This window comes from Xylanibacter brevis ATCC 19188, from assembly GCF_000621725.1.
GTDB lineage: Bacteria > Bacteroidota > Bacteroidia > Bacteroidales > Bacteroidaceae > Prevotella > Prevotella brevis.
The window spans coordinates 119,866-142,586 of sequence record NZ_JHXM01000009.1; the positions used below are offsets into that span (position 1 = coordinate 119,866).

At 51.2% G+C, this 22,721-nt stretch carries 21 protein-coding genes and 1 tRNA gene; 14 read left to right on the forward strand and 8 right to left on the reverse strand.

The window, feature by feature from the left end; genetic code table 11:
• Positions 1 to 16 precede the first annotated feature (16 nt).
• From porV to rplM, 7 genes are all read right to left on the reverse strand, one after another.
• The gene (porV, locus tag T433_RS0106165) at positions 17 to 1,192 is read right to left on the reverse strand and encodes a type IX secretion system outer membrane channel protein PorV (RefSeq protein ID WP_027451108.1); all 1,176 of its coding nucleotides are present in this window, start codon (positions 1,190 to 1,192) and stop codon (positions 17 to 19) included.
• Positions 1,193 to 1,222: 30 nt separating this feature from the next.
• A complete protein-coding gene (gene porU, locus T433_RS0106170) occupies positions 1,223 to 4,750 on the reverse strand; it encodes a type IX secretion system sortase PorU (protein ID WP_027455249.1) in 3,528 nt (1,175 codons plus the stop codon).
• Between the two features lie 6 nt (positions 4,751 to 4,756).
• Positions 4,757 to 5,374, reverse strand: a complete 618-nt coding sequence (locus tag T433_RS0106175; RefSeq protein WP_027451110.1) for a fumarylacetoacetate hydrolase family protein — start codon at positions 5,372 to 5,374, stop codon at positions 4,757 to 4,759.
• Between the two features lie 82 nt (positions 5,375 to 5,456).
• Positions 5,457 to 6,455, reverse strand: coding sequence for a translation elongation factor Ts (gene tsf, locus T433_RS0106180; RefSeq protein WP_027455250.1), 999 nt, complete (start codon positions 6,453 to 6,455; stop codon positions 5,457 to 5,459).
• Positions 6,456 to 6,494: 39 nt separating this feature from the next.
• Positions 6,495 to 7,322, reverse strand: coding sequence for a 30S ribosomal protein S2 (gene rpsB, locus T433_RS0106185; protein WP_027455251.1), 828 nt, complete (start codon positions 7,320 to 7,322; stop codon positions 6,495 to 6,497).
• 235 nt (positions 7,323 to 7,557) lie between these two features.
• On the reverse strand, positions 7,558 to 7,944 hold the full coding sequence (gene rpsI, locus T433_RS0106190; RefSeq protein ID WP_027451113.1) for a 30S ribosomal protein S9: 387 nt from the start codon (positions 7,942 to 7,944) through the stop codon (positions 7,558 to 7,560).
• 9 nt (positions 7,945 to 7,953) lie between these two features.
• Positions 7,954 to 8,415, reverse strand: coding sequence for a 50S ribosomal protein L13 (gene rplM, locus T433_RS0106195; protein WP_027455252.1), 462 nt, complete (start codon positions 8,413 to 8,415; stop codon positions 7,954 to 7,956).
• Between the two features lie 444 nt (positions 8,416 to 8,859).
• Here rplM and argS point away from each other — a divergent pair, with 444 nt between their 5' ends.
• Both argS and T433_RS0106205 read left to right on the forward strand, forming a co-directional pair.
• Entirely contained in the window at positions 8,860 to 10,644 is a 1,785-nt protein-coding gene (gene argS, locus T433_RS0106200; RefSeq protein WP_027451115.1) for an arginine--tRNA ligase, read from the forward strand.
• A 1-nt stretch (position 10,645) separates the two neighbouring features.
• Positions 10,646 to 11,104, forward strand: a complete 459-nt coding sequence (locus T433_RS0106205) for an RNase H family protein (RefSeq protein WP_044109349.1) — start codon at positions 10,646 to 10,648, stop codon at positions 11,102 to 11,104.
• Between the two features lie 396 nt (positions 11,105 to 11,500).
• Here the strand turns inward: T433_RS0106205 and ribD are convergent, their stop codons facing one another.
• The gene (gene ribD, locus T433_RS0106210; RefSeq protein ID WP_044109352.1) at positions 11,501 to 12,421 is read right to left on the reverse strand and encodes a bifunctional diaminohydroxyphosphoribosylaminopyrimidine deaminase/5-amino-6-(5-phosphoribosylamino)uracil reductase RibD; all 921 of its coding nucleotides are present in this window, start codon (positions 12,419 to 12,421) and stop codon (positions 11,501 to 11,503) included.
• A 193-nt stretch (positions 12,422 to 12,614) separates the two neighbouring features.
• Between ribD and prmC the strand changes: the two genes are divergently transcribed.
• From prmC to T433_RS0106270, 12 genes are all read left to right on the forward strand, one after another.
• Entirely contained in the window at positions 12,615 to 13,448 is an 834-nt protein-coding gene (gene prmC, locus T433_RS0106215; RefSeq protein ID WP_027455255.1) for a peptide chain release factor N(5)-glutamine methyltransferase, read from the forward strand.
• Entirely contained in the window at positions 13,439 to 13,927 is a 489-nt protein-coding gene (locus T433_RS0106220; protein ID WP_027455256.1) for a regulatory protein RecX, read from the forward strand. Before prmC ends, T433_RS0106220 begins: the two co-directional genes overlap by 10 nt.
• A complete protein-coding gene (locus tag T433_RS0106225; protein ID WP_027455257.1) occupies positions 13,905 to 14,603 on the forward strand; it encodes a ComF family protein in 699 nt (232 codons plus the stop codon). Before T433_RS0106220 ends, T433_RS0106225 begins: the two co-directional genes overlap by 23 nt.
• A gap of 79 nt (positions 14,604 to 14,682) precedes the next feature.
• Positions 14,683 to 15,312 carry an orotate phosphoribosyltransferase gene (gene pyrE / locus T433_RS0106230; RefSeq protein ID WP_027451122.1) on the forward strand — a complete coding sequence of 210 codons (630 nt, stop codon included), beginning with the start codon at positions 14,683 to 14,685 and terminating at the stop codon, positions 15,310 to 15,312.
• Positions 15,313 to 15,318: 6 nt separating this feature from the next.
• Positions 15,319 to 15,732, forward strand: coding sequence for an SRPBCC family protein (locus tag T433_RS0106235; RefSeq protein ID WP_027451123.1), 414 nt, complete (start codon positions 15,319 to 15,321; stop codon positions 15,730 to 15,732).
• A 55-nt stretch (positions 15,733 to 15,787) separates the two neighbouring features.
• Positions 15,788 to 17,131: an argininosuccinate lyase gene (gene argH, locus T433_RS0106240; protein ID WP_027451124.1), complete on the forward strand. Its 1,344-nt coding sequence runs from the start codon at positions 15,788 to 15,790 to the stop codon at positions 17,129 to 17,131.
• Positions 17,119 to 17,682, forward strand: a complete 564-nt coding sequence (locus T433_RS0106245; RefSeq protein WP_027451125.1) for a hypothetical protein — start codon at positions 17,119 to 17,121, stop codon at positions 17,680 to 17,682. The genes argH and T433_RS0106245 overlap by 13 nt, the downstream gene beginning before the upstream one ends.
• A 92-nt stretch (positions 17,683 to 17,774) precedes the next feature.
• Positions 17,775 to 17,859, forward strand: a tRNA-Leu gene (locus T433_RS0106250).
• Between the two features lie 88 nt (positions 17,860 to 17,947).
• Positions 17,948 to 19,639 carry a tetratricopeptide repeat protein gene (locus T433_RS0106255; RefSeq protein WP_027455258.1) on the forward strand — a complete coding sequence of 564 codons (1,692 nt, stop codon included), beginning with the start codon at positions 17,948 to 17,950 and terminating at the stop codon, positions 19,637 to 19,639.
• Complete coding sequence (locus T433_RS0106260) at positions 19,636 to 20,637, forward strand: DUF4369 domain-containing protein (protein WP_027455259.1); 1,002 nt, start codon at positions 19,636 to 19,638, stop codon at positions 20,635 to 20,637. The genes T433_RS0106255 and T433_RS0106260 overlap by 4 nt, the downstream gene beginning before the upstream one ends.
• Positions 20,638 to 20,666: 29 nt before the next feature.
• Complete coding sequence (locus T433_RS0106265) at positions 20,667 to 22,238, forward strand: YifB family Mg chelatase-like AAA ATPase (RefSeq protein ID WP_027451128.1); 1,572 nt, start codon at positions 20,667 to 20,669, stop codon at positions 22,236 to 22,238.
• Positions 22,239 to 22,346: 108 nt separating this feature from the next.
• On the forward strand, positions 22,347 to 22,721 hold the full coding sequence (locus T433_RS0106270; protein ID WP_027455260.1) for a RidA family protein: 375 nt from the start codon (positions 22,347 to 22,349) through the stop codon (positions 22,719 to 22,721).

Sequence of the window (22,721 nt, forward strand, 5' to 3'; positions counted from 1 at the left end):
ATCGTGATTTTCTTTTTTACTTAAACAAATCCTTGAGGCCATCCATGTCGAAGGCCAGGGTGAAACGAAGGGTCTGGTCGAGGGGGTTCGACTGGGCGGTAGAGATGACGTAGCCCACATCGAGCGAGAAGACGTTCATGCGGAAACCGCCACCCACGGTAAAGTATTTGCGGTTGCCCTTCGACTCTGACTCATGGTGATAACCGGCACGCAGCGCAAACTGGTCGTGATAGACATACTCGGCACCGACACTCCACTGCACCTCCTCCAGCTCTTCCTTGAATCCACCGGGGGCGTCGCTGAAGCTCTGGAACATGCCCTTAATGGCACCTACATCAGAATACTCCTTGCGCACGCGGTCCTGATAGGTGGAGTTGTCTTCTCCAACCATCTGGCGGGGCACCGTGGGAACCATCAGCTTGTTGGCATCAGCAGCAATAGAGAAGCGATTATACTCGTCGAAAGGTATCATCAAAGAGGCACCCAGACGGAGATTGGCGGGGATGAACTGACTCTCATCATCACCATAATAGGAAATCTTGGAACCGATGTTGCTGGCCACGAGACCTAAGCCCAACTGACACTCACGGTTGCCCAGCATCAAGTAGTTGTTGTAGTACATGGCAATGTCGGCAGCAAAGGCTGACGCGGGCTTGGAGTCGTCGCTATAGTCATAGCGCAGGTCGCTGTAGATCCAACGCAGGCCAACACCCAGTGAGAACGTCTCGCTCAGCATCTGTGAGTAGGCGACATCGAGCGACATCTCGTAGGGCTTCACAGTCATGGCATTCTCAATGTCGTAGTCGGTATAGACCTCACCCAAAGAGAAGTAGCGCAGCGAACCTGACAGCGCACCATATTCGCCCACACGGTAGTAACCAGCCACGTAGGCCAGGTCGATATCGTTGACCAACTGGCGCAACCAAGGGGTGTAGTTCAAGGCGATGCCTGAACGACTGATACAGAATGGATACTTAGCCAGGTTCCAATACTGGGAGTTGACGTCAGGGTCGGTAGCGGCACCAACGTCACCCATACCTGCAGCACGAGCATCGGGCGCGATGGTCTGCGAGATGACGGCATGTTCAACGGGGTTGAACGTCGTGGTCTTATAGTCTTCTGCCTGCATAGCAGCAGCAGACATCAGTGCGCAGAAGACTGTCAATAGGGTTTTCTTCATATTCTTGTTCATTGCATAAATAATAACGCAGGCCATGGCGTATTATTGCCTAAGGATAATCAATTTCTTTGCCTGAGAGGCCTTACGGCTGCCATCGGTGGCAATAAGCACACGATAGAGATAGACGCCAGTCTGCAACTTGCTGCCACCTTCCACCGTCAGGTTCCAGTTGACGGTATAGGTATTGTCGGTAGAAACGCCGCTCTCGCTGTGTGACCACAGCTGACGGCCAGACATATCGAATACCTCGACGACCACATCCATATTGCTGCCGGTGCGGTCGTGATTGATAATAAACGAGGTAGAGGTGGTGGCAGGGTTCTTCGTACACATGACACTGAAGCAGTGAGGCGTGAGGCCCTTGACCACATTGAACTTCAACTCGGCCGTAGAGGCATTATTGAGCACGTCCCATGCACGGAACAACAGTGTGTGAGGACCCTCGCTGAGCGTGGGTATGCTGTAACCTACTGTGCCGCTGGTGTACTGACCAAAGGCATACTGGAAATAGTCGTTCAGGCGATAGGTCATCATGGGGTCGTTGTCGATAATCAGTTCCAAGTCATGACCCAGGCCACTGCCCGACGCATTGATACCATCTTTATCAGTCAACTCGGCAAAGAAATAGGGCGTGGTGTTGACGGCATCGCCATTGGTAAACGAACTGCTGTTCAGGTAGCAATAAATAGAGGGGCCGATACCGTCGTTGGCCAGTTGGGCATTGCCCGCCATCACAAACGACTCATTGCGGCCTTGCGCCTCCTGACCATTGTCGCTAACGGCATAGAGGTGGATCAAGCCACTGCTTGCACCATAGCTGATATCGCTGGGCATCGCAAAGGTGACGGTGAAACGGCCATTGCTAACACTGTCGGAACCTACATACAACACATTTGGACGATCTTTATAGACAAAAGCTGAGTAGGTCTCGACATCGTCGTTCTGGCGACAAACAATGGTTTCCTCGACGTCCTTGACCGTCATGCTGACAATGCCATTGAACTGATCATCGACGCCTTGGCTTGATGCGGCATTCACCACATGACCTTTGACAACCACGCGTTCGCCGGCTTTCAGCGTGACCACGCCATCGGCAACGGCCTTACCATTGATGCTATCCACAACCATCTCGCCGGTGGGCGCTGCCAGACTCAATGCGGGGTCGCCCAGCAGGACGTAGTGCAACTTGTTATAGGGATAGGCTGTGTTCCACACTTGATTCTTGGTCAGACGCACGGCGTCGCCAAGGGTATTCTTTCTTCCATCGGTCGATGAAAGGACATGATTCAGGAAGGTTCTGTTCACTTCGCGGTTGGCATAAGACCACACCGTGCGGGTGGTGCCGAAAAAGGCGATGGCTCCACCTTTCGGATTGAGCATAGCCGTTTCGCCTATATTCTCTTCTTGAGAATCGAAAGGCATGATATCACACGAGGCGGTGATCCAAAGTGGCAAGCGCAGGGAGGTCTGCTCACTGAAATCGGCACGTTGCAGCACCATCTCGTGAGACAGACAATAGGCGGCACCATGGCCACAGTAGTCCATGATCAAGGCACCATCCTTCATCTGCTGCTTCACCACGTTTTCCACCTCCGGATAACTATAGCCCGTAGAGGACACTACACGTGGATAGGCATCCCAATAGATGCGCCTAAGCTGGTAGTTGGGGAAGGCTTTCTCGATGGCGGAAGCAGCCGACTCGGCAGCTCTCATATGGTCATTATCGTTGCCATCGTCGCCCAGAAAGCAAAGCGTGTTCTGCCAGGAACCAGCCTGCTCGTTGTTGCGATAGCTCACAATCTTATCCACCATCACGCGGGCCTCTTCCTCGGTGCGGGCCGTCAGTCGGCCTACTCCCACATCCAGCTTATCACTGATGGTGAGCTTTGCGCCCTCACCGTCGTCGAGCAAACAGAAGTAGTCGTCTGCCACATAACTGTCTGTCTCGCTGAATGAATTCTCAGCTTCATGACACAACAGGAAATCATCGGGAGAATAGGTGCGCCAGCTCAAGGTACGCATACGGTTGTCCCAAGCGCCATCGCCGAAAAGCAACAGATAGCGGGGAGCGTCTGCCTCGCTTTCGGCGCGGTCGTACAACATCTTCAGATAGCGACGATAGGCGTTGGCATCGGGGGTTCCGCTCGAGAACTCATTATACAGTTCGTCGGCAGGTACAATCGTGACGCGCATGTCGTCCTTTGACTCATGCAACTCCTTCAAACGCAATGCCTGCGACAGTACTTGCTGACTGGTAGGTATGATGATAACCATATCGGCCGGCTGGTCGGCATGGTGGTCTTGATTCGTGATTCGATAAACAAAAGTAGGAGACTTAAAACTAGTCTGGCTGAGGCTGGGCATCGCCGCTGGCGTGGGATGCGTCAGACAGAGATAGTCCAGACGCACTGCCGAACCAGACTTCAGCCGCAGCGTGACGTTGTTGGTCTCCGTCAACAAGCCATCGATGGCAAACGTATTAGAGCGTTCGATGGCCTTACTATACGAGGGGAGACCAGAAGTGTTTGACATCGTACCGAGTGAGGTGCCGTTGAGCAACACCTCCACTTCAAAGTTGTTGTCGGAGGTCAACTTAACGGTCAGTTTCGCACTGGTGGTATGCGAGGGCAGTTGATAACTGATGCCTGAAGCCGTCAGGAGTGTGCTTTCTGACAGGTTGCGCCCACTATGATACCATGCGAAGTCATCCACCTCATGAAGGGTGTGATAGTCGTTGTTGGTGGGATAGAAGCTATCGGCAAAGGTGAGACTATCCACGGTGAGCGGTTCGCCGTCACTCTCTGTCAGGAAATAGCAACCATAGTCAGCATAGAAATTGCGAGTGCGCTCAGTGGCAGTGGCACTTTCCCACCCCACAGGACCTACGGCATGAAACAGGTGCTTGCCACCGACCACACATTGTGGCACTTCCTTCAAGTCATCCGTAGAAGCAAGATAACTGCCTGTCAACACGTCTGGCTGCAGCGCACCGCCATAGCCATAGACCTTGACCTTATTGATATTACTGAACCCTGCTTGACGTATCAGGGCCTCGGTGATTTGATAGATACCTGTCTCGGGAATACTGATCTTGGCCCACTGACCAGAGGCTAAGACAGAATGATCGACATAGCGCTTTTCACCAGCTCGGTGCATCAGCGCCTGACGCTTACCCAGGGGAGTGGCCTGCACCTTCAGTTTGAAGCTGACCAGCTTTTGGTACTTTCCATCGCGATAGACCAAAGGCACAAAACCTACATGCAGCGAAGCCTGCTTGCGCGAGACACCAATATGCTGTTCTACAACAGGCAATGCTGGCAGAGGAGATGATGTAATCTGATGATAACGCTCGATATCTGCCTCAGACATATCGATAAATTCAGGATAAGCGATCGTCACGCTATAGGCAGAATCGGCATAATGAGCATCTAAGTCATAGATGCGAGAAAAAAAAGGAAGAACCGAGTCTATCTTGACCTCAGATGCAGTCAGGTTAAAGAATTCCTGTGCAGAGATGTTGACCACACCTGCCAGCATTCCAAAAAGAATCAAGACGAATCGTTTCTTCATTATGTCTTATTTACATGTAAAGTCTAACACTTTGCGATCTTCCAGAAAACCTTCCAGATGATCGTCGATCTTAACAGGTCCCACACCTACAGGAGTTCCTGTATAGAGCAGGTCGCCCGTCTTCAGCGTAAAGAACTGCGAGATATAGGCAATCAACTCGTCAATCTTATAGAGCATCTCGCAGGTGTTTCCACTCTGCACGGTCTGTCCGTTGATGTCCAGATGAAAATCCAGAGCCTGCACATCGCGGAACTTCTCTTTCTCGATCCATTCGCCAATAGCTGCACTGCCATCAAACCCCTTACAGATAGTCCACGGGTTACCTTTCTTGCGAGCCTCTTCCTGCATATCACGTGCCGTAAAGTCGATACCCACCGTAACGGCATCATAATAGCGATGGGCAAAACGTGCGGGAATACCCTTTCCCAGCCTACAGATGCGCACCACCACCTCGGCCTCGTAATCCACCCGCTGACACCAGTCTGGAATAAAGAAGGGCTTTCTGTCCTTCAGTAAAGCAGAATCAGCCTTGGTGAAAATCACAGGACGCTCTGGTTTATATAACGTTCCATCCAGTTCTTTATTGTGCTGGATGTAGTTCATTCCTACTCCAAAAATCTTCATAATACCACAAACTACGTTTCAGGTAAAAAGAAAGGCGGATGCACGATACATCCGCCTTATCCATTATTTTATTTGTCGTTGATTACTCAGCAACGAGTGTGAAGCGACGGAAAGCAACAATCTCGAGTTCCTTATCCTGAGCCTTCAGCCACTGTGCAACAGAAGCCTTGTCGCCGTCACCGAACTGGAACTCCTGGTCAACCAGGCAGTTCTCCTTCAGGAACTTCTGCACACGACCCTTGGCGATGTTCTCGATCATGTTAGGATTCAGCGAAGCAGCCTTCTCAGCAGCAGCCTTCTCCTTCAACTCGCGAGCTTCCTTAGCCTGCTCCTCAGTGAGCCAGCCCTTGTTGATATTGCTTGCGATGTGATCTTCGCTATCAACGAGGTTGGGGTTGATACCGGCCTTCTTCAGAACAACCTCTACGTACTTCTCAACCTGCTCCAGCTTGGTCTTCTCAACGGCAGTGTTGTACTCCTCGTCGAGAACCTTCTGGTCAACCTGCTCTGCATTCAGAGCAACAGGCTTCATAGCTGCAACCTGCATAGCTACCTTGTGGCCAGCCTCTGCATTCTCCTTGTTGGTCTGAACCATGGTGCACAGAGTGTGCTTACCCATGTGGTCATAAACCTCGATGTTGTTACCCTCGAGAGTCAGGTAGCCATCGAGCTCCATCTTCTCACCAGTGATACCAGAACGCTGTGTTACAGCATCCTGAACCTTCTGACCGTCGGCCAGGGTCAGCTCCTTCACCTCGTCCAGAGTCTTAGCCTGAGCAGCGATAGCTGCGTCGAGGACAGCCTGGGTCAGAGCGATGAAGTCAGCACCGTTAGCTACGAAGTCAGTCTCACACTTCAGGGCGATAGTAGCAGCGAAGTTACCAACCTTCTTCACGAGTACGCAACCATTAGAGGTCTCACGATCTGAACGCTTAGCAGCGATAGCCAGACCACGCTCACGAAGCAGCTCCTTAGCACGATCGAAATCACCTTCAGCCTCGGTCAGAGCCTTCTTTACGTCAGCCAGACCAGCGCCAGTCATAGCGCGAAGCTTCTTGATATCGTCAATTGAAATTGCCATAATTAAATTCTTCGATTTTAAAATTTTCAATTCATGAAATTACTCTGCAGCGGGAGCCTCTTCTGCGGCGGGAGCCTCAGCAGCCTCATCCTTGCGAGCACGACGGGTGCGCTTGGGCTTAGCCTCATCAGCAGCAGCCTCTGCCTGAGCATCAGCAGCCTTCTCGTCGGCCTTCTCTACCTTACGCTCTTCAACACCCTCGGCGATAGCAGCGCAGCAAGCGTTGAGGATTACCTCTACGCTGTCCTTAGCGTCATCGTTAGCAGGGATAACGAAGTCGATGTTCTTAGGATCGCTGTTGGTATCAACGATACCGAATACGGGGATACCCAGACGGTTAGCCTCGGCAACAGCAATGTGCTCCTTCATAACGTCAACAACGAACAGGGCGCTTGGCAGACGAGTCAGGTCAGCGATAGAACCGAGGTTCTTCTCCAGCTTAGCGCGCTGACGAGTAATCTGCAGCAGCTCGCGCTTAGACAGGTTACCATAGGTACCATCCTGCATGAGCTTATCAATATTAGCCATCTTCTTCACAGCCTTGCGGATGGTGGGGAAGTTGGTCAGCATACCACCGGGCCAGCGCTCGATAACATAAGGCATGTTAACGCTTGCTGCCTTCTCGGCGATCACTTCTTTAGTCTGTTTTTTAGTACCTACGAAGAGGATTTTCTTACCACCGCGAGCGATGTTCTTCAGTGCCTCTGCAGCCTCGTCAACCTTAACAACAGTCTTGTGGAGGTCGATGATGTGAATACCATTACGCTCAGTGTAGATGTAGGGAGCCATGGCGGGGTTCCACTTACGCTTCAGGTGACCGAAGTGACAGCCAGCCTGCAACAGCATATCAAAATTTGTTCTTGCCATTTTTTCTTAAATGCTTTAATTGTTTGTTTACTTTCTTTTTAATCTTGTTAGATCAACCCGGGAGTAATTGAGAACTGTGGTGAGAACGGAGCGAGGCATCGCCTCATTCATTCTCGGAGCAGACCAAGTCCCCCGGATTTAGATACTAAACCGTTCAGTTTCTTGTGGCGAGTCTCATGCAGCGCAGCAGGTCATACAACCTTTCCATACGCTCATCATGACTCTCGGTCCAAGATTAACGCTTACTGAACTGGAAGCGACGACGTGCCTTGGGACGACCTGGCTTCTTACGCTCAACCTCACGGCTATCACGTGTCAGGAAGCCCTGACTGCGCAGTGTCTTCTTATCCTCAGCATTAACCTTAACGAGTGCGCGGGCAATAGCGAGACGCAGAGCCTGGCTCTGGCCAGTGAAACCACCACCGTCGAGGTTTGCCTTGATGTCATACTTCTCAGCAACTTCCAGCAGGTTCAGGGGCTGCTTAACAACGTACTGCAGGATAGCTGAGGGGAAATATTCTGTTAAGTCCTTCTTGTTGATCGTGATCTTGCCAGTACCCTCTGACAGATAAACGCGAGCTACTGAGCTCTTGCGACGACCTATAGCGTTAATTACTTCCATCTCCTTTTATTATTTATACTGGTTAATATCAATAGCCTTTGGCTGCTGAGCCTCGTGCTTATGCTCTGTTCCCTCGTATACATAGAGGTTGTTCAGCAGGCTGCGACCGAGGGGACCCTTGGGCAGCATACCCTTTACTGCATGACGGATGATGCGATCAACACCATTGGGGCGCTTGCGCAGCTCAGCGGGTGTGTTGAAACGCTGACCACCAGGATAGCCAGTATAACGAGTGTAAACCTTATCGGTTTCCTTCTTGCCGGTGAAACGCACCTTGGCAGCATTGATAATAATAACGTTGTCGCCACAATCTACGTGTGGGGTGAAGCTGGGCTTATACTTGCCACGAATCAGCTTTGCGACCTTAGAAGCGAGACGACCTACTACCTGATCAGTAGCGTCGATAACTACCCACTCCTTCTTGGCAGTCTCTTTATTGATAGAGACGGTCTTGTAACTTAAAGTGTTCATTCTTAAATAAATTTACTAAAAAACAGTTTTTTACTTTATAAAGTTGATTGTGTGAACGCCGATTCCCAAACCGTGCCATCCGGCCAAAGACAGTCACTATTTACACGACGCCCGTGGGGATTCTAAGACTCTCCCCCAATAATCGGACTGCAAAGGTACTCACATTAATTGAAATTAAGAAGCATACATCCATGCAGTAACCATAAAATTATAGTTATTTAACATAAATAAGTATTATTAACCAATCCAAAAGGCGCTTATAAACCAAAACAGCACTTCAAGCATGATGCTAATTGACTTCATAACAGGGCATTAAATGCCGCAGTGGAACAAGCACGAAAGTTGCCACTTTTCCGATAATCCTTGAAAAAGGAACATCTTTATTTGCGTGTTTAATAAAAATATAGTACCTTTGCACACCATATTATTATATATATAGGAAGTATGAATATCGAGACACTGATAAGTCAAGCCGCAGGTCAGGCCGTCAAGGCGCTCTACGGCATGGAGGCAAGCGAAAAGATGTTGCAGCTGCAGAAGACACGCAGCGAGTTTGAGGGTAACCTGACACTGGTGGTTTTCCCATTTGTGAAAGCCGCTAAAAAATCACCTGAGCAGACCGCCCAAGAGATTGGACAGTATCTGGTTGACAACTGTTCGGCCGTTGAGAAGTTCAACGTTGTTAAGGGTTTCTTAAACCTGAGCATTGGCGAGGGTGCATGGCTGCAACTGCTGCAAGCTATGGACAGCGACGAGCACTACGGTATGAAGCAAGCCGACGAGAATGCGCCTCTGGTTATGATTGAATACTCTTCACCCAACACCAACAAGCCCCTTCACTTGGGTCACGTGCGCAACAACCTGCTGGGTTGGTCATTGGCTCAGATTATGGAGGCCAACGGCAACAAGGTGGTGAAGACCAACATCGTCAACGACCGCGGTATTCATATCTGTAAATCTATGCTCGCTTGGCTGAAGTACGGCAATGGCGAGACTCCCGAATCATCTGGCAAGAAGGGCGACCACCTCATTGGCGACTACTACGTGGCTTTCGACAAGCACTATCGCGAAGAGGTGAAGGAGCTCGTGGCACAGGGCATGGACGAGGAGAAAGCCAAGCAGGAAGCTCCCCTTATCAAGGAGGCTCACGAGATGCTGGTGAAATGGGAAAACAACGATCCCGAGGTTCGCGCTCTGTGGGAGAAGATGAACAACTGGGTATATGCCGGTTTCGATGAGACCTACAAGAAGATGGGCGTGGGCTTCGACAAGATATACTATGAGTCTCAGACCTACCTTAAAGGTAAGGCCAAGGTGGAAGAAGGACTCGCCAAAGGACTCTTCGAGCGCCACGAGGACAACTCCGTATGGGCTGACCTGACTAACGAGGGACTGGACCAGAAGCTGTTGCTCCGTTCTGACGGCACCAGCGTCTATATGACACAGGACATCGGTACGGCCGAGATGCGCTTCAAGGACTTCCCCATCGACAAGATGATCTACGTGGTTGGCAACGAGCAGAACTATCACTTCCAGGTGCTCTCTATCCTGCTCGACCGTCTGGGCTTCAAGTGGGGTAAGGAACTGGTTCACTTCTCTTACGGCATGGTGGAACTGCCCAACGGTAAGATGAAGAGCCGCGAGGGTACCGTTGTAGATGCCGACGACCTGATGCAGCTGATGGTTGACGACGCCTACAAGACCTCTATGGAACTGGGTAAGTTTGACGATATGACCGAAGAGGAGCGCCGCGAGATTGCCCGCATCGTGGGTATGGGCGCGCTGAAATACTTCATCCTGAAGGTTGACGCCCGCAAGAACATGCTGTTCAACCCCGAGGAGAGTATCGACTTCAATGGCAATACGGGTCCTTTCATCCAATATACATACGCTCGTATCCGCAGCATTCTGCGTAAGGCAGAGGCTGAAGGCTTAAAGCCAGCATGTGCTGCCGCACAACTGGCAGAGAAAGAGGTTGAGCTCATCCAGAAGATGTCTGAGTTTGGCGCTGCCGTAGAGCAGGCTGGCAAGGACTACAGCCCCTCTGGCATTGCCAACTACTGCTACGAGCTGACCAAGGTATTCAACCAGTTCTACCATGACTTCAGCATTTTGAACGAGGCCGACGAGCAGAAGAAGGCCGTGCGCCTGATGTTGGCTAAGAATGTTGCCAAGATTATCAAGAACGGCATGAGCCTGCTGGGTATTGAAGTTCCTGAAAGAATGTAACATGCAGAACCCTCCCGACTATAGACACGACACCGTACTGCCCTTACCCATGGAGGTAAAGGCAGACGCGTGGGCTGTGGACGCGGCCTGTAGCGGCAATCCCGGTCCTATGGAATATCAATGCATCGACTTACAAACAGGTGCACAGGTGTTTCACTACGGCCCCGTCAAAGGCACAAACAACATCGGAGAGTTTCTAGCCATCGTTCACGCTTTGGCACTCTGCTGGCAGAAGGGACTTCACGACAAGACCATCTATAGCGACAGCAACAATGCCATTTTATGGGTGAAAAAGCGTCAATGCAAGACCAAACTAGAGCGCACCCCCGAAACGGAGCCGCTCTATCAAGTTATCCTACGTGCCGAAAACTGGCTGCGCACGCACAACTACCGCAATCCTATCGTGAAATGGGAAACCAAGAAATGGGGTGAGGTGCCAGCTGATTTTGGGAGAAAGTAGCCCACCACCCGACCTCCCCAAGGAGATGACCCCCACCCGACCTCCCCAAGGGGGAGGAGATGGTTGGGCGCGTTTTTCACTTTGATTTAAACTGAAATGCTAGCTTATTTTGGGCGTTTGGCAGGGATAGAGAGGCACTTTTAGCAGGCAACAGTTTTTACTGTTGCTCCCGGGCTAGAGTCTAGATTGAGCGCATCTAAAGTCTAGATTGGATGAATCTAGAGTCTACATTGTACATTTCTAAACTCTAGATGCGACACAAAACTTACCGAATTACAACGCAATAGCGCCACTTTTACTTTATAAAAGCGGCGCTATTGCATTTCAAAACCTATCATTTCCTCCCCTTGGGGAGGTCAAGAGGGGGGCCTTTCCCCTTTGGGAAGTCAGGTGAGGTCACTTCTCATACCTCACAATCACATTATCACCAAAGAACTGCTGCGACACCACTTTCACATTGGCGGGCAACTGCGGTGCGCGGGTGCCGCCAGAGACCGTCAGTCCGAGGTTTGTCTCCACCCTGATTTCGTCCCATAAGCCCTGCACCAAGAACGACTCCAGCGTTTTTCTGCCACCCTCTACAATCAGCGACTGCACATTATGTGCATGCAGCGCTTCCAGGTTCAAAGGGTGCTGATTGTCCACCACCAGACGATTGGGATTGGGTCCCACCCACTCTCGCACGGTGAGCTGCGGATGCTCGCGTTCGTCTGTGACACGTCCCACCAGAATAGCATCTTCTTCGGCACGCAGCTTATGGCTCAGCATCTTAGTAAAAGACGACGATATGGCAATGGCCTTGCCATTGTCATCAATGAACCCGTTGGCCGTCTGCGCCCATTTCAATATAATGTACGGGCGATGCAAGCGATGAAAAGTAAAGAAACGACGGTTCAGCGCCTTGCACGCCTGTTCCAGTACGCCCACAGTCACCTCGATACCAGCATCGCGCAACTTCTGGATACCGCGGCCTTTCACCTCGGCAAACTCATCGATGCATCCCACAACGGCCCGCTTCACCCCTTTTCTGACAATCAGATCGGCACAAGGTGGTGTCTTGCCATAATGAGAACAAGGTTCAAGCGACACATAAATCGTGGACTCTGGCAACAGAGCCTCATCCACAGGACGTACAGAAGCAAACGCGTTTACCTCGGCATGTCCCTGTCCGCAGCGTACGTGGTAACCCTCGCCAATGATACGTCCGTTGGCCACAATCACCGCCCCCACCATCGGGTTAGGCTTCGCATTCAGTCGTCCGTTCTGTGCCAATTGCAGACAGCGCTGCATATACATCTCATCTATTGTCATCGTCATTCACGTCATTATTTACAGCTGCAAAGTTACAATTATTATTTTAATTGAGCAATGCGTCAGGAGTTTTTCCCACCATATCCTTGTCTGTTTCAAGAGAAAAACTTAACTTTGCAGAAGAAATTAAAAATCAACGTGTCGATATCTCGATATAACGATATATCGAGACAACAAAATAACGACACAACGAAAAAAAATGACATACGAAGAATTCTGGAAACCACTGACGGCCGTTTACGAGGCTGGCGAGGCAAAGGCCATCGCCCGCATGGTGATGGAGGTGCGCTTCGGACTCTCCATGACAGACATCATCTGCGGTAAGACTGGCGATGAGGGCGAGATGCTGACCTTACGACAACACCTGCTGACGGGCGAGCCCGTACAGTACGTGCTGGGGCAGGCAGACTTCGGCGGCAGAACTTTCCACGTGGAGCCGGGCGTGCTGATACCACGACCGGAGACCTACGAGCTGTGCCAGTGGAGCCTCCCCCCGACCCCCTCCAAATGGAAGGGGCACATCCTCGACATCGGCACAGGCAGCGGTTGTATAGCCTGCACACTGGCAGCAGAGATTCCTCATGCAGAGGTGACGGCATGGGACGTCAGCGACGATGCCCTACGCATAGCCGCAGAGAACGCCAAACGTGCCAATGTTCACGTGTCGTTCGAGAAGGTGGATATACTAAATTCCCCCCTCCTTTACAGGGAGGGGCTGGGGGTGGGTCTTGATATCATCGTCAGCAACCCGCCCTATATATGTAATAAGGAACGCGCGGAGATGGAACGCAACGTGCTGGAACACGAACCATCACTGGCTCTCTTCGTGCCCGACGACGACCCTCTGCTGTTCTATCGCGCCATCGCACGCTTTGCGCAACAGGCGCTCGACACAGACGGAAGCCTCTACTTTGAAATCAACCCGTTGTATGTCGACGAGATGAAACAGATGCTCAGCGACGAAGGGTTCCTGCATACAGAAGTGAGAAAAGACCAGTTTGACAAACAAAGATTCACGAAATCATGGCGATAAAAAAAGAGACCACAGGCCAACAGGCCTATCAGAAGCTCACGGCACTCTGTGCCCGCAGCGAACACTGTCAGCAGGAGATGATAGACAAGATGCGCCAGTGGGGCGTTTCACCAGAAGAACAGGCACAGGTGATGGAACGCCTTGTGAAAGAGCGCTATGTGGACGATGAGCGCTTTACACGGGCTTTCGTCAACGACAAGATACGCTACAACAAATGGGGACGCCGCAAGGTGGAACAGGCTCTATGGATGAAGCGCATCGACGAACATATTGCCAAGGCCGTGCTCGATGAAGTAGATGACGAGGAGTACACGGCTATCCTCACGCCGATGCTCAAACAGAAGCGACGCTCAACGAAGGCCAACAGCGACTACGAGCTCAACATGAAACTCATCAAGTATGCCCTGTCGCGCGGCTTCACGATGGACATCATCAAACAATGCATCAACGTAGAAGATGAGAGCGAATTTCTGGACTGACCTGTTCGACTTCATAGCGCCACGCACCTGCGCCATCTGCGGAAGACGTCTGTCGTCCACCGAGGAATGTATCTGCATTAAATGTCTCTGCGACATTCCCTTCGCCTCGTTTCATCATCATCCGCTCGACAATCCCATGGCGCGCCTCTTCTGGGGCTTGTTTCCCGTAGAACGGGTGGCTGCCCTGTTTTACTACCAGCCACAATCGCCACCCTACCGACTTATTCATGACCTGAAATACCATTACGCGCCCGAAACGGGTCAGTACTTAGGGCGCCTCACAGCCACGCGCATGGTCCCACACGGATTCTTTGACGGCATCGATGCCATTATCCCGATGCCCATCACCTGGCTGAGACGCCTGCAGCGCGGCTACAACCAAAGCGAAGAGATCGCCAAAGGCATCCACGAGATCACGGGCATACCGGTATATGATAAGGTGGTAAAACGCACCAAATTCAAAGGCAGTCAGACACAACTGAACACCCGCGAACGCCGAGAAAACGTGCAGAATGCCTTCTTCCTGAAACAACCCGAGAAGATACGCGGCAAGCACCTGCTACTCATCGACGACGTCATCACTACAGGGGCCACCGTTACGGCCTGCGCCGAAGAACTGGCCAAGGCCGGAGACACACGAATCAGCGTACTTTCCATCGGTCTCACCAAAGGGTAAATAATTAAAAATATCATTCATAATTGATTAGTTTTCAATTAAATTATGTACCTTTGCACGCAAAACTAAATAGAACACAATGGATATCAAAAAACAATTCGCCCAGAAGCTGATGGATATTCAGGCCATCAAGTTGCAACCCAACGACCCATTCACATGGGCAAGTGGATGGAAATCACCTATTTATACTGACAACCGCAAGACGCTTTCGTTCCCACAACTGCGCTCGTTCGTGAAGTTGGAACTGTGTCATGCCATTCAGGAGAACTTCCCCGAGGCCGAGGCTGTGGCAGGTGTTGCCACTGGCGCCATTGCACAGGGTGCACTGGTAGCCGACCAGCTGGGTCTTCCCTATAGCTACGTGCGTCCGAAGCCAAAAGATCACGGCATGGGCAACCAGGTAGAGGGTGAGATCAAGAAAGGTGCTAAGGTAGTGGTCGTAGAAGACCTGATTTCTACCGGCGGTAGCTCACTGAAAGCCGTTGCTGCACTGCGCGAGTATGGCGTAGAGGTGATCGGTATGGTAGCTTCGTTCACCTATGGTTTCCCCGTGGCTGAAGAGGCCTTCCGCGAGGCTGGCGTCAAGCTCATCACACTGAGCAACTACGATGCTGTGCTGGAGCAGGCTGCCGAGACCGGCTACATCAAGGAAGAAGACAAGGCCGTACTGGCAGAGTGGAGAAAGAACCCCGGTGAGTGGAAGAAATAATTGCGTATGTCAAAATTTGAAAGTAGCGTCAAGCAAATACCCTACTCGCAAGAGGCGGTATATAACCTGATCAGCGACCTGAGCAATCTGGAACGCGTGCGTGGCAGAATACCTGAAGATAAGATCAAGGACTTCTCGTTTGACAAAGACTCTGTGACGGTGAATGCGCCTATGGTGGGCAGTATCACCCTGCAGATTGTAGAGCGTGACGAGCCGAAATGCGTGAAGTTCGAGAGTACGCAGTCGCCCATAGCCTTCAACCTCTGGATTCAGGTATTGCCAGTCAGCGAGACCACATCCAAGATGAAGGTCACCGTCAAGGCCGACATTCCCTTCATGCTGAAAGCAATGGTAAGCGGACCTCTGCAGGACGGCGTAGAGAAGATTGCCGACGCGCTGGCCATGGTACCATATGTTTAACTCGTAGCAACGAGACAACGACACAACAACAAACAAAAACGACAGGAGAACAATCATGAAGCTCTGGGAAAAAGACTTTGAGATTAATAGCGAGATAGAACGCTTCACCGTGGGGCGCGATCGTGAGATGGACCTTTACCTGGCACCATACGATGTGCTGGGTTCGATGGCTCACATCACCATGCTCGAAAGCATTGGCTTGCTGGGTAAGGACGAACTGCCCGTACTGCTGGCAGAGTTGAAGAACATCTACGACCAGGCACAGCGCGGCGAGTTCAAAATTGAGGATGGCATCGAGGATGTCCACTCACAGGTGGAACTGATGCTCACTCGCAAGTTGGGCGACATGGGTAAGAAGATTCACTCGGGCCGTTCACGCAACGACCAGGTATTGGTGGATCTCAAGCTTTTCACCCGTCATCAGCTGCAGCTGGTGGCAGAAGCTGTCAAAGACCTGTTCGACCAGCTCATAGCCAAGAGCAATCAGTATAAGAACGTGCTGATGCCAGGCTACACCCATCTGCAGGTGGCCATGCCTTCTTCGTTTGGTCTGTGGTTTGGTGCTTACGCCGAGAGCCTGGCCGACGACATGCTGTTTCTGCAGGCGGCCTATAAGATGACCAACCGCAACCCCTTGGGTTCGGCTGCAGGCTATGGCAGCTCTTTTCCCCTGAACCGACAGATGACCACCGACCTGCTGGGCTTCGACTCGATGGACTACAACGTGGTTTATGCGCAGATGGGGCGTGGCAAGATGGAGCGTAACGTGGGCTTCGCCATTGCAACCATCGCTGGCACCATGGCTAAGTTGGCCTTCGATGCCTGCATGTTCAACTGTCAGAATTTTGGTTTTGTGAAACTGCCGAAGGAGTGTACCACGGGTTCGAGCATCATGCCGCATAAAAAGAACCCCGACGTCTTCGAACTGATTCGTTCTAAGTCTAACAAGCTGCAGAGTCTGCCTCAGCAGATCACACTGATGATGAACAACCTGCCCGTGGGCTATTTCCGCGACCTGCAGATCATCAAAGAGGTGTTCCTGCCTGCCTTCGACGAACTGCTCGACTGCCTGCGCATGACAGCCTACATCATCAACCGCATCGAGGTGAACGACCATATTCTCGACGATCCTCGCTACGACCCGATGTTCTCTGTAGAAGAGGTCAATCGCCTGGCTGCCGAGGGCATGCCTTTCCGCGATGCCTACAAGAAGGTGGGACTCGACATCGAAGCTGGTAAATTCACGCCTTGCAAGGATATACACCACACGCACGAAGGTAGCATTGGCAACCTGATGAACGACCAGATCAGCGAACTGATGCAGCAGGTACTGGATGGATTTGGCTTTGAGCGTGTAAGCAAGGCCGAGAAGCAACTTCTGAGTTCATGCGAAGACTGAAACCATTAGTTATAAGCTTATTATGCCTACTGTGTGCCTGCGAAGAAGACCCACAGTATAGCAACACCTATTGTAACTTCCTGTTTCAGGCCTTCCTTTTTCCCAGCAGTGCCCTGACAAAGGCTGTCAGCAGTGATGGTGGTGATTTCTGCATCGTGAAGGCAACAGGAACCAGCCCAGTTCACCTGAAATGCACCCCCAATCAGGGTTCTTACAACCAAGCAGACCTTGACCTGCCCATGACCACGGCCATCGGCAACGAACGACTGAACTACAATGCCATGGGACATAAGCGTGGACTCGTCATCGGACGTACGTACGAAGGCGTTTTGTGCGCCTACGACCTGCAGTGTCCTAACTGCGACTTCAACTCGGAACTCGTGTGGGGAGCGAAGCCTCATCTCCTGAAATGCAACAAGTGTCAACGTGTTTATAATATCTATAGCAGCATTAGCTATGTAGAAAGTGGACCAGAAGGAAGACCTCTGGAACAGTACAGACGAGTAAACTACGACAGAAATCAAGGTATCCTCCAAGTACGCAATCCCTGAAAAAGTGTGAAAACATTTGGTGTTTACGAATAATAAATGTACCTTTGCACCGATTTTTAAGAAAATCACTACATATAATGTAAAAAAAGGCTGCCGCGATGGTGGAATGGTAGACACGAGGGACTTAAAATCCCTTGGCCCGAAAAGGCTGTGCGGGTTCGAGTCCCGCTCGCGGCACGGACAAAGGATTCGAAGCATATCGAATCCTTTAACGTTTTAAATTAGATAGATCAAAACTTAACATCAAAACATTATTTAAGAGAAAATGAAGAATAAAGGAACTATTTTATTGTCAGCTGTTGCTGTTGCAATGCTGACATCATGTTCGGGAAAGCTTGGTGCACTCTCGGCCGACAATTTCAATGTAACACCAAATCCATTGGAAACACAAGCTGGCGAGGTTTCTGCAACCATCAATGGCATGTTCCCCGAGAAATACATGAAGAAGAAGGCTGTTGTTACTGTTACTCCTCAGCTGCGCTTCCAAACCGTAGATGGTGTGAAGCAGGTGGCTGGCGAGAGCGCTACCTTCCAGGGTGAGAAAGTGCTGGGCAACGACCAGACCATCTCATACCGTCTGGGTGGACGCTACGCTATGAAGAGCACATTTGCTTATCAGCCCGAGATGCAGCAGAGCGAGCTGTACCTCACCTTCGACGCTAAGGTTGGCAAGAAGACTGTAAAGGTGCCCGAAGTGAAGGTTGCAAATGGCGTGATCGCTACCTCTGAGCTCTACAAGCGTGCACTCACTTCTGCACAGGCTGCTGTTGCTCAGGATGCTTTCCAGCGCATCATCGAGAAGAAGCAGGAAGCTAACATCAAGTTCCTCATCGGTCAGGCACAGCTGCGCAAGAGCGAGCTTCAGAACAACTCAGTAAAAGAGTTCGTTCGTCTGCTGAGCACCATCGTTAAGGATCAGGAGGGTATGCTCCTCGATGGCGTTGAGGTTTCTGCATACGCATCACCCGATGGTGGTTACAAGGTGAACGAGCGTCTGGCTGGCAAGCGTCAGGACGTTGCTGAGAAATATGTAGCAAGGGAGATGAAGAAAGCTAAGTTGGATGCAACTGTTGACACTAAATACACTGCAGAGGACTGGGAAGGTTTCCAGGAGCTGGTTGCTGCCAGCGACATCCAGGACAAGGATGTTATCCTGCGCGTGCTTTCTATGTATCAGGATCCTGAGGAGCGCGAGCAGCAGATCAAGAACATCTCTTCTGCTTTCCGCGAGCTGGCAGACGGTATCCTGCCTCAGCTGCGCCGCGCTCGTCTGACCATCAACTACGAGCTGATCGGTCGTGACGACGAGCAGATTCAGGAACAGTTCAAGAGCGATGCTACCAAGCTGAGCATCGAGGAGCTGCTCTATGGTGCTACTCTCGACGAGGACAATGCCGCTGCTGCCGAGGCTTACTACAAGAAGGCTGTAGAGCTCTATCCCAACGATGCTCGTGCCTACAACAACCTGGCCGTACTTGCTTATGCTAAGGGCAACGACAAGGAGGCTAGCCAGTGGGTAGCTAAGGCCCAGAAGCAGAACAACAACCTGGCCGAGGCTAACGCAAACCTGGGTCTGCTGGCACTGAAGCAGGGCGACATGCTGAACGCTGAGAGCTATATTGCAAAGGCTTCAAGCGCTAACGGTCTGCAGGAGGTATTGGGCAATCTGCACCTGGCACAGGGCAAGTATGCACAGGCTGAGCAGGACTTCGGTAACCTGAAGACCAACTCTGCTGCTCTGGCACAGATCCTGAACAAGAACTATCAGGCTGCTGCTAACACTCTGAAGGGCGTTAAGAACGCTGATGCAACAACCTTCTACCTTGCAGCTATCCTCAATGCCCGTACAGGCAACAACGCCGAGGCTGCACAGGCTCTTCAGAAGGCCATCGCTAAGGATCCCACACTGGCAGAATATGCTGCTAAGGATCTCGAACTCGTAAACATTAAGAAATGAGAACCAGAAACTGGTTGTTAATAACGATCATCGGTTGCCTACTCGCTGCTTGCGGCGGGTCAGGCAACCGTTTTCGCCTTGAAGGACAGTTCAAGAACCTGAATCAAGGTGAGTTCTATCTTTATAATCTGGAGCAAGGCACCAAAGACACCATCAAAGTGAACGACGGACGATTCGTTTACGATGTCTATCTCAACGACACCATCACCTATGCCCTGCTCTTCCCCAACTACTCCGAGTTGCCCATTTTCGCCATGCCTGGTGCTACCGTTAAGATGGATGGTGATGTTTCCCATTTGAAAGAAACAAAGATACTGGGCACTCCCGACAACAAGAAGATGACAGACTTCAGACTGCGTATCAACAACATGACACCCCCTGAAGTCAAAAAACACGCACAGCAATTTATTGAAGAGAACCCTGCATCGCCACTCAGCATCTATATGTTGCGACGCTATTTCATCCAAGATACAGATCCTGACTATGCACTGACAGCACGTCTGGCTGCGGCCATTGCTAAAGCGCAACCGGAAAACATCACCATGCAACGTCTAAGTCATCAGCTGGATGCCTTGCGTGGCATTGGACCGAAAGCAAAACTGCCACAGTTCTCGGCGATAGACACAAAAGGAAGAACAGCCACTCAGCAACAGTTGCAAGCCACCGCCAACGTGGTCATCGCATGGGCGGCATGGAGCTATGAATCACAAAACATACTTCATCAGATGCAACGGTTACAGAATGAATATGGCAGTGACCTTGCCATCATGTCTGTCTGCCTAGACGCCACTGCTGAGGAAGGACGCTACGCCCTGGACCGAGACAGTATCAAATGGCCTAACATCTGCGATGGCAAACTGTGGGATTCACCGCTCGTTGCAACCTTAGGAATCACTTCTGTTCCCGGAAATATCATAGCCGACAAACAAGGCAACATTATAGCACGCAACCTATCGGCCTCAGAACTGGAAGAGAAGATCAGAGCCATGATCAAATAACACAAAAAACAAAATAACTAAAACAACCTATGCTCGTCAGAACCTATTGCGCAGCCGTCAATGGACTGGAAGCTACAACCGTAACCAACGAAGTAAACATTGTACGTGGTGTAAACATCCACATGTCGGGTCTTGCTGACACTGCCGTACGCGAGAGTATCGACCGTATTCGTGCAGCACTCAACAACTCTGGCTTTCGTTTTCCCAATGCCGATATCACCATTAACATGGCGCCTGCCGACATTAAGAAGGAAGGCAGTAGTTATGACTTGCCGCTGGCCATCGGCATCCTGGCTGCCGACAATAAGATAGACTGCAGTCAATTGGAACAATTTATGATGGTGGGCGAACTGGGACTTGACGGCCGTCTGAATCCTATTCGCGGTGCTCTGCCCATCGCCATCAAAGCTCGTGCAGACAAATACAAAGGTCTGATTGTGCCTAGTCAGAACGTACGCGAGGCTGCCGTGGTCAACAACCTCGATGTTTATGGCATGGACTCCTTGATGGACGTGGTCAACTTCTTCAATGGCTCATCCATCTATGAACCCCTGAAAATAGATACCCGCAAAGAATTCTACGAGCAACAATGTCATTTTGAATACGATTTCAGCGACGTTCGAGGACAGGAAAGCGTGAAACGTGCGCTCGAGATAGCGGCAGCCGGCGGTCATAACCTGATTATGATTGGCCCTCCAGGCTCAGGTAAATCGATGATGGCCAAGCGTCTGCCCAGCATTCTACCACCATTATCACTGTCAGAGAGCCTTGAGACCACTCAGATTCACAGCATTGCAGGCAAACTGCCACGCGACACCAGCCTCATCAGTCAGCGCCCTTTCCGCGCACCCCATCACACCATCTCGCAAGTAGCACTCGTGGGTGGTGGCAACAATCCCCAACCAGGCGAGATCTCACTGGCACATAATGGTGTGTTATTCATAGACGAGATGCCAGAGCTCTCGAGAACAGTACTGGAAGTTCTGCGCCAGCCACTGGAAGATCGCAAGATAACCATTAGCCGTGCAAAATATAACGTTGACTACCCTTGTTCGTTCATGCTTATTGCATCCATGAATCCCTGTCCATGCGGATACTACGGAGACCCACTCCATAAATGTGTTTGCACGCCAGGACAGATACAACGCTACATGAACAAGATATCGGGTCCACTGCTCGACCGCATTGACATCCATTGCGAAATACAGGCCGTACCCTTTGCCGAACTCAGCAAGATGCAGCCCGGAGAACCTTCTGCATCCATTCGCGAGCGCGTCATTCGGGCTCGCAACATCCAAACAGAGCGCTTCAGTTCCCTTCCCCAGGGAAAAGGCGGAGCGACGAGCCGCCCCCACTGCAACGCCCAGATGACGGAGCGGATGCTCCACGAGTTTGCCGAGCCCGATGCAGAAAGCCTCGACATGCTGCGCATGGCCATGGAACGCCTGAAACTATCAGCCCGTGCCTACAGCCGCATCCTCAAGGTGGCCCGCACCATTGCCGACCTTGCCGGCTCCGAGAAGGTACAGTCCATGCACATCGCCGAAGCCATCGGCTACAGAAACTTGGATAGAGGCGACTGGGCAGAGAGAGGTGTATAAGCCCCAGCCGCCAACATGGAATAGAAAGAAAATGGAGGCTTTTCTATTGTTCTTTTGAAGATTATTATTATCTTTGCGCCAATATACCATATTAATATAAATAAGAAGATGAAAGCAATCAGCACTTCAAAGGCTCCCGGAGCCATCGGTCCTTATAGTCAGGCCATCAGAGTCGGAAACCTCGTTTACACCTCAGGTCAGCTTCCCCTGAACCCTGCCACTGGTGCTTTTCCCGAAGGCGACATTAAAGAACAGACGCAGCAGTCTCTAAACAACGTCAAAGCCATTCTGGAAGAAGCAGGTCTGACGATGAAGAACGTTGTAAAGACCACCGTATTCCTGGCAGACATGAACGACTTTGCCGCCATGAATGAGGTCTATGCCCAGTTCTTCTGCGAGCCCTTCCCTGCCCGCTCAGCCGTAGCGGTGAAGACATTACCAAAGAATGCACTGGTAGAGATTGAGGTGGTGGCTGCTGAATAA

What these genes read in the sequence shown, in the direction of transcription:
- argS (WP_027451115.1), top strand. Translation starts at nt 8,860, where the DNA reads ATGAATATCGAGACACTGATAAGTCAAGCCGCAGGTCAGGCCGTCAAG.
- rpsB (WP_027455251.1), bottom strand. Translation starts at nt 7,322, where the DNA reads ATGGCAAGAACAAATTTTGATATGCTGTTGCAGGCTGGCTGTCACTTC.
- argH (WP_027451124.1), top strand. Translation starts at nt 15,788, where the DNA reads ATGAAGCTCTGGGAAAAAGACTTTGAGATTAATAGCGAGATAGAACGC.
- T433_RS0106270 (WP_027455260.1), top strand. Translation starts at nt 22,347, where the DNA reads ATGAAAGCAATCAGCACTTCAAAGGCTCCCGGAGCCATCGGTCCTTAT.
- prmC (WP_027455255.1), top strand. Translation starts at nt 12,615, where the DNA reads ATGACATACGAAGAATTCTGGAAACCACTGACGGCCGTTTACGAGGCT.
- porV (WP_027451108.1), bottom strand. Translation starts at nt 1,192, where the DNA reads ATGAACAAGAATATGAAGAAAACCCTATTGACAGTCTTCTGCGCACTG.
- T433_RS0106205 (WP_044109349.1), top strand. Translation starts at nt 10,646, where the DNA reads ATGCAGAACCCTCCCGACTATAGACACGACACCGTACTGCCCTTACCC.
- T433_RS0106225 (WP_027455257.1), top strand. Translation starts at nt 13,905, where the DNA reads ATGAGAGCGAATTTCTGGACTGACCTGTTCGACTTCATAGCGCCACGC.
- T433_RS0106235 (WP_027451123.1), top strand. Translation starts at nt 15,319, where the DNA reads ATGTCAAAATTTGAAAGTAGCGTCAAGCAAATACCCTACTCGCAAGAG.
- rplM (WP_027455252.1), bottom strand. Translation starts at nt 8,415, where the DNA reads ATGAACACTTTAAGTTACAAGACCGTCTCTATCAATAAAGAGACTGCC.
- T433_RS0106260 (WP_027455259.1), top strand. Translation starts at nt 19,636, where the DNA reads ATGAGAACCAGAAACTGGTTGTTAATAACGATCATCGGTTGCCTACTC.
- T433_RS0106245 (WP_027451125.1), top strand. Translation starts at nt 17,119, where the DNA reads ATGCGAAGACTGAAACCATTAGTTATAAGCTTATTATGCCTACTGTGT.
- rpsI (WP_027451113.1), bottom strand. Translation starts at nt 7,944, where the DNA reads ATGGAAGTAATTAACGCTATAGGTCGTCGCAAGAGCTCAGTAGCTCGC.
- tsf (WP_027455250.1), bottom strand. Translation starts at nt 6,455, where the DNA reads ATGGCAATTTCAATTGACGATATCAAGAAGCTTCGCGCTATGACTGGC.
- T433_RS0106255 (WP_027455258.1), top strand. Translation starts at nt 17,948, where the DNA reads ATGAAGAATAAAGGAACTATTTTATTGTCAGCTGTTGCTGTTGCAATG.
- T433_RS0106265 (WP_027451128.1), top strand. Translation starts at nt 20,667, where the DNA reads ATGCTCGTCAGAACCTATTGCGCAGCCGTCAATGGACTGGAAGCTACA.
- T433_RS0106175 (WP_027451110.1), bottom strand. Translation starts at nt 5,374, where the DNA reads ATGAAGATTTTTGGAGTAGGAATGAACTACATCCAGCACAATAAAGAA.
- pyrE (WP_027451122.1), top strand. Translation starts at nt 14,683, where the DNA reads ATGGATATCAAAAAACAATTCGCCCAGAAGCTGATGGATATTCAGGCC.
- ribD (WP_044109352.1), bottom strand. Translation starts at nt 12,421, where the DNA reads ATGACGATGACAATAGATGAGATGTATATGCAGCGCTGTCTGCAATTG.
- porU (WP_027455249.1), bottom strand. Translation starts at nt 4,750, where the DNA reads ATGAAGAAACGATTCGTCTTGATTCTTTTTGGAATGCTGGCAGGTGTG.
- T433_RS0106220 (WP_027455256.1), top strand. Translation starts at nt 13,439, where the DNA reads ATGGCGATAAAAAAAGAGACCACAGGCCAACAGGCCTATCAGAAGCTC.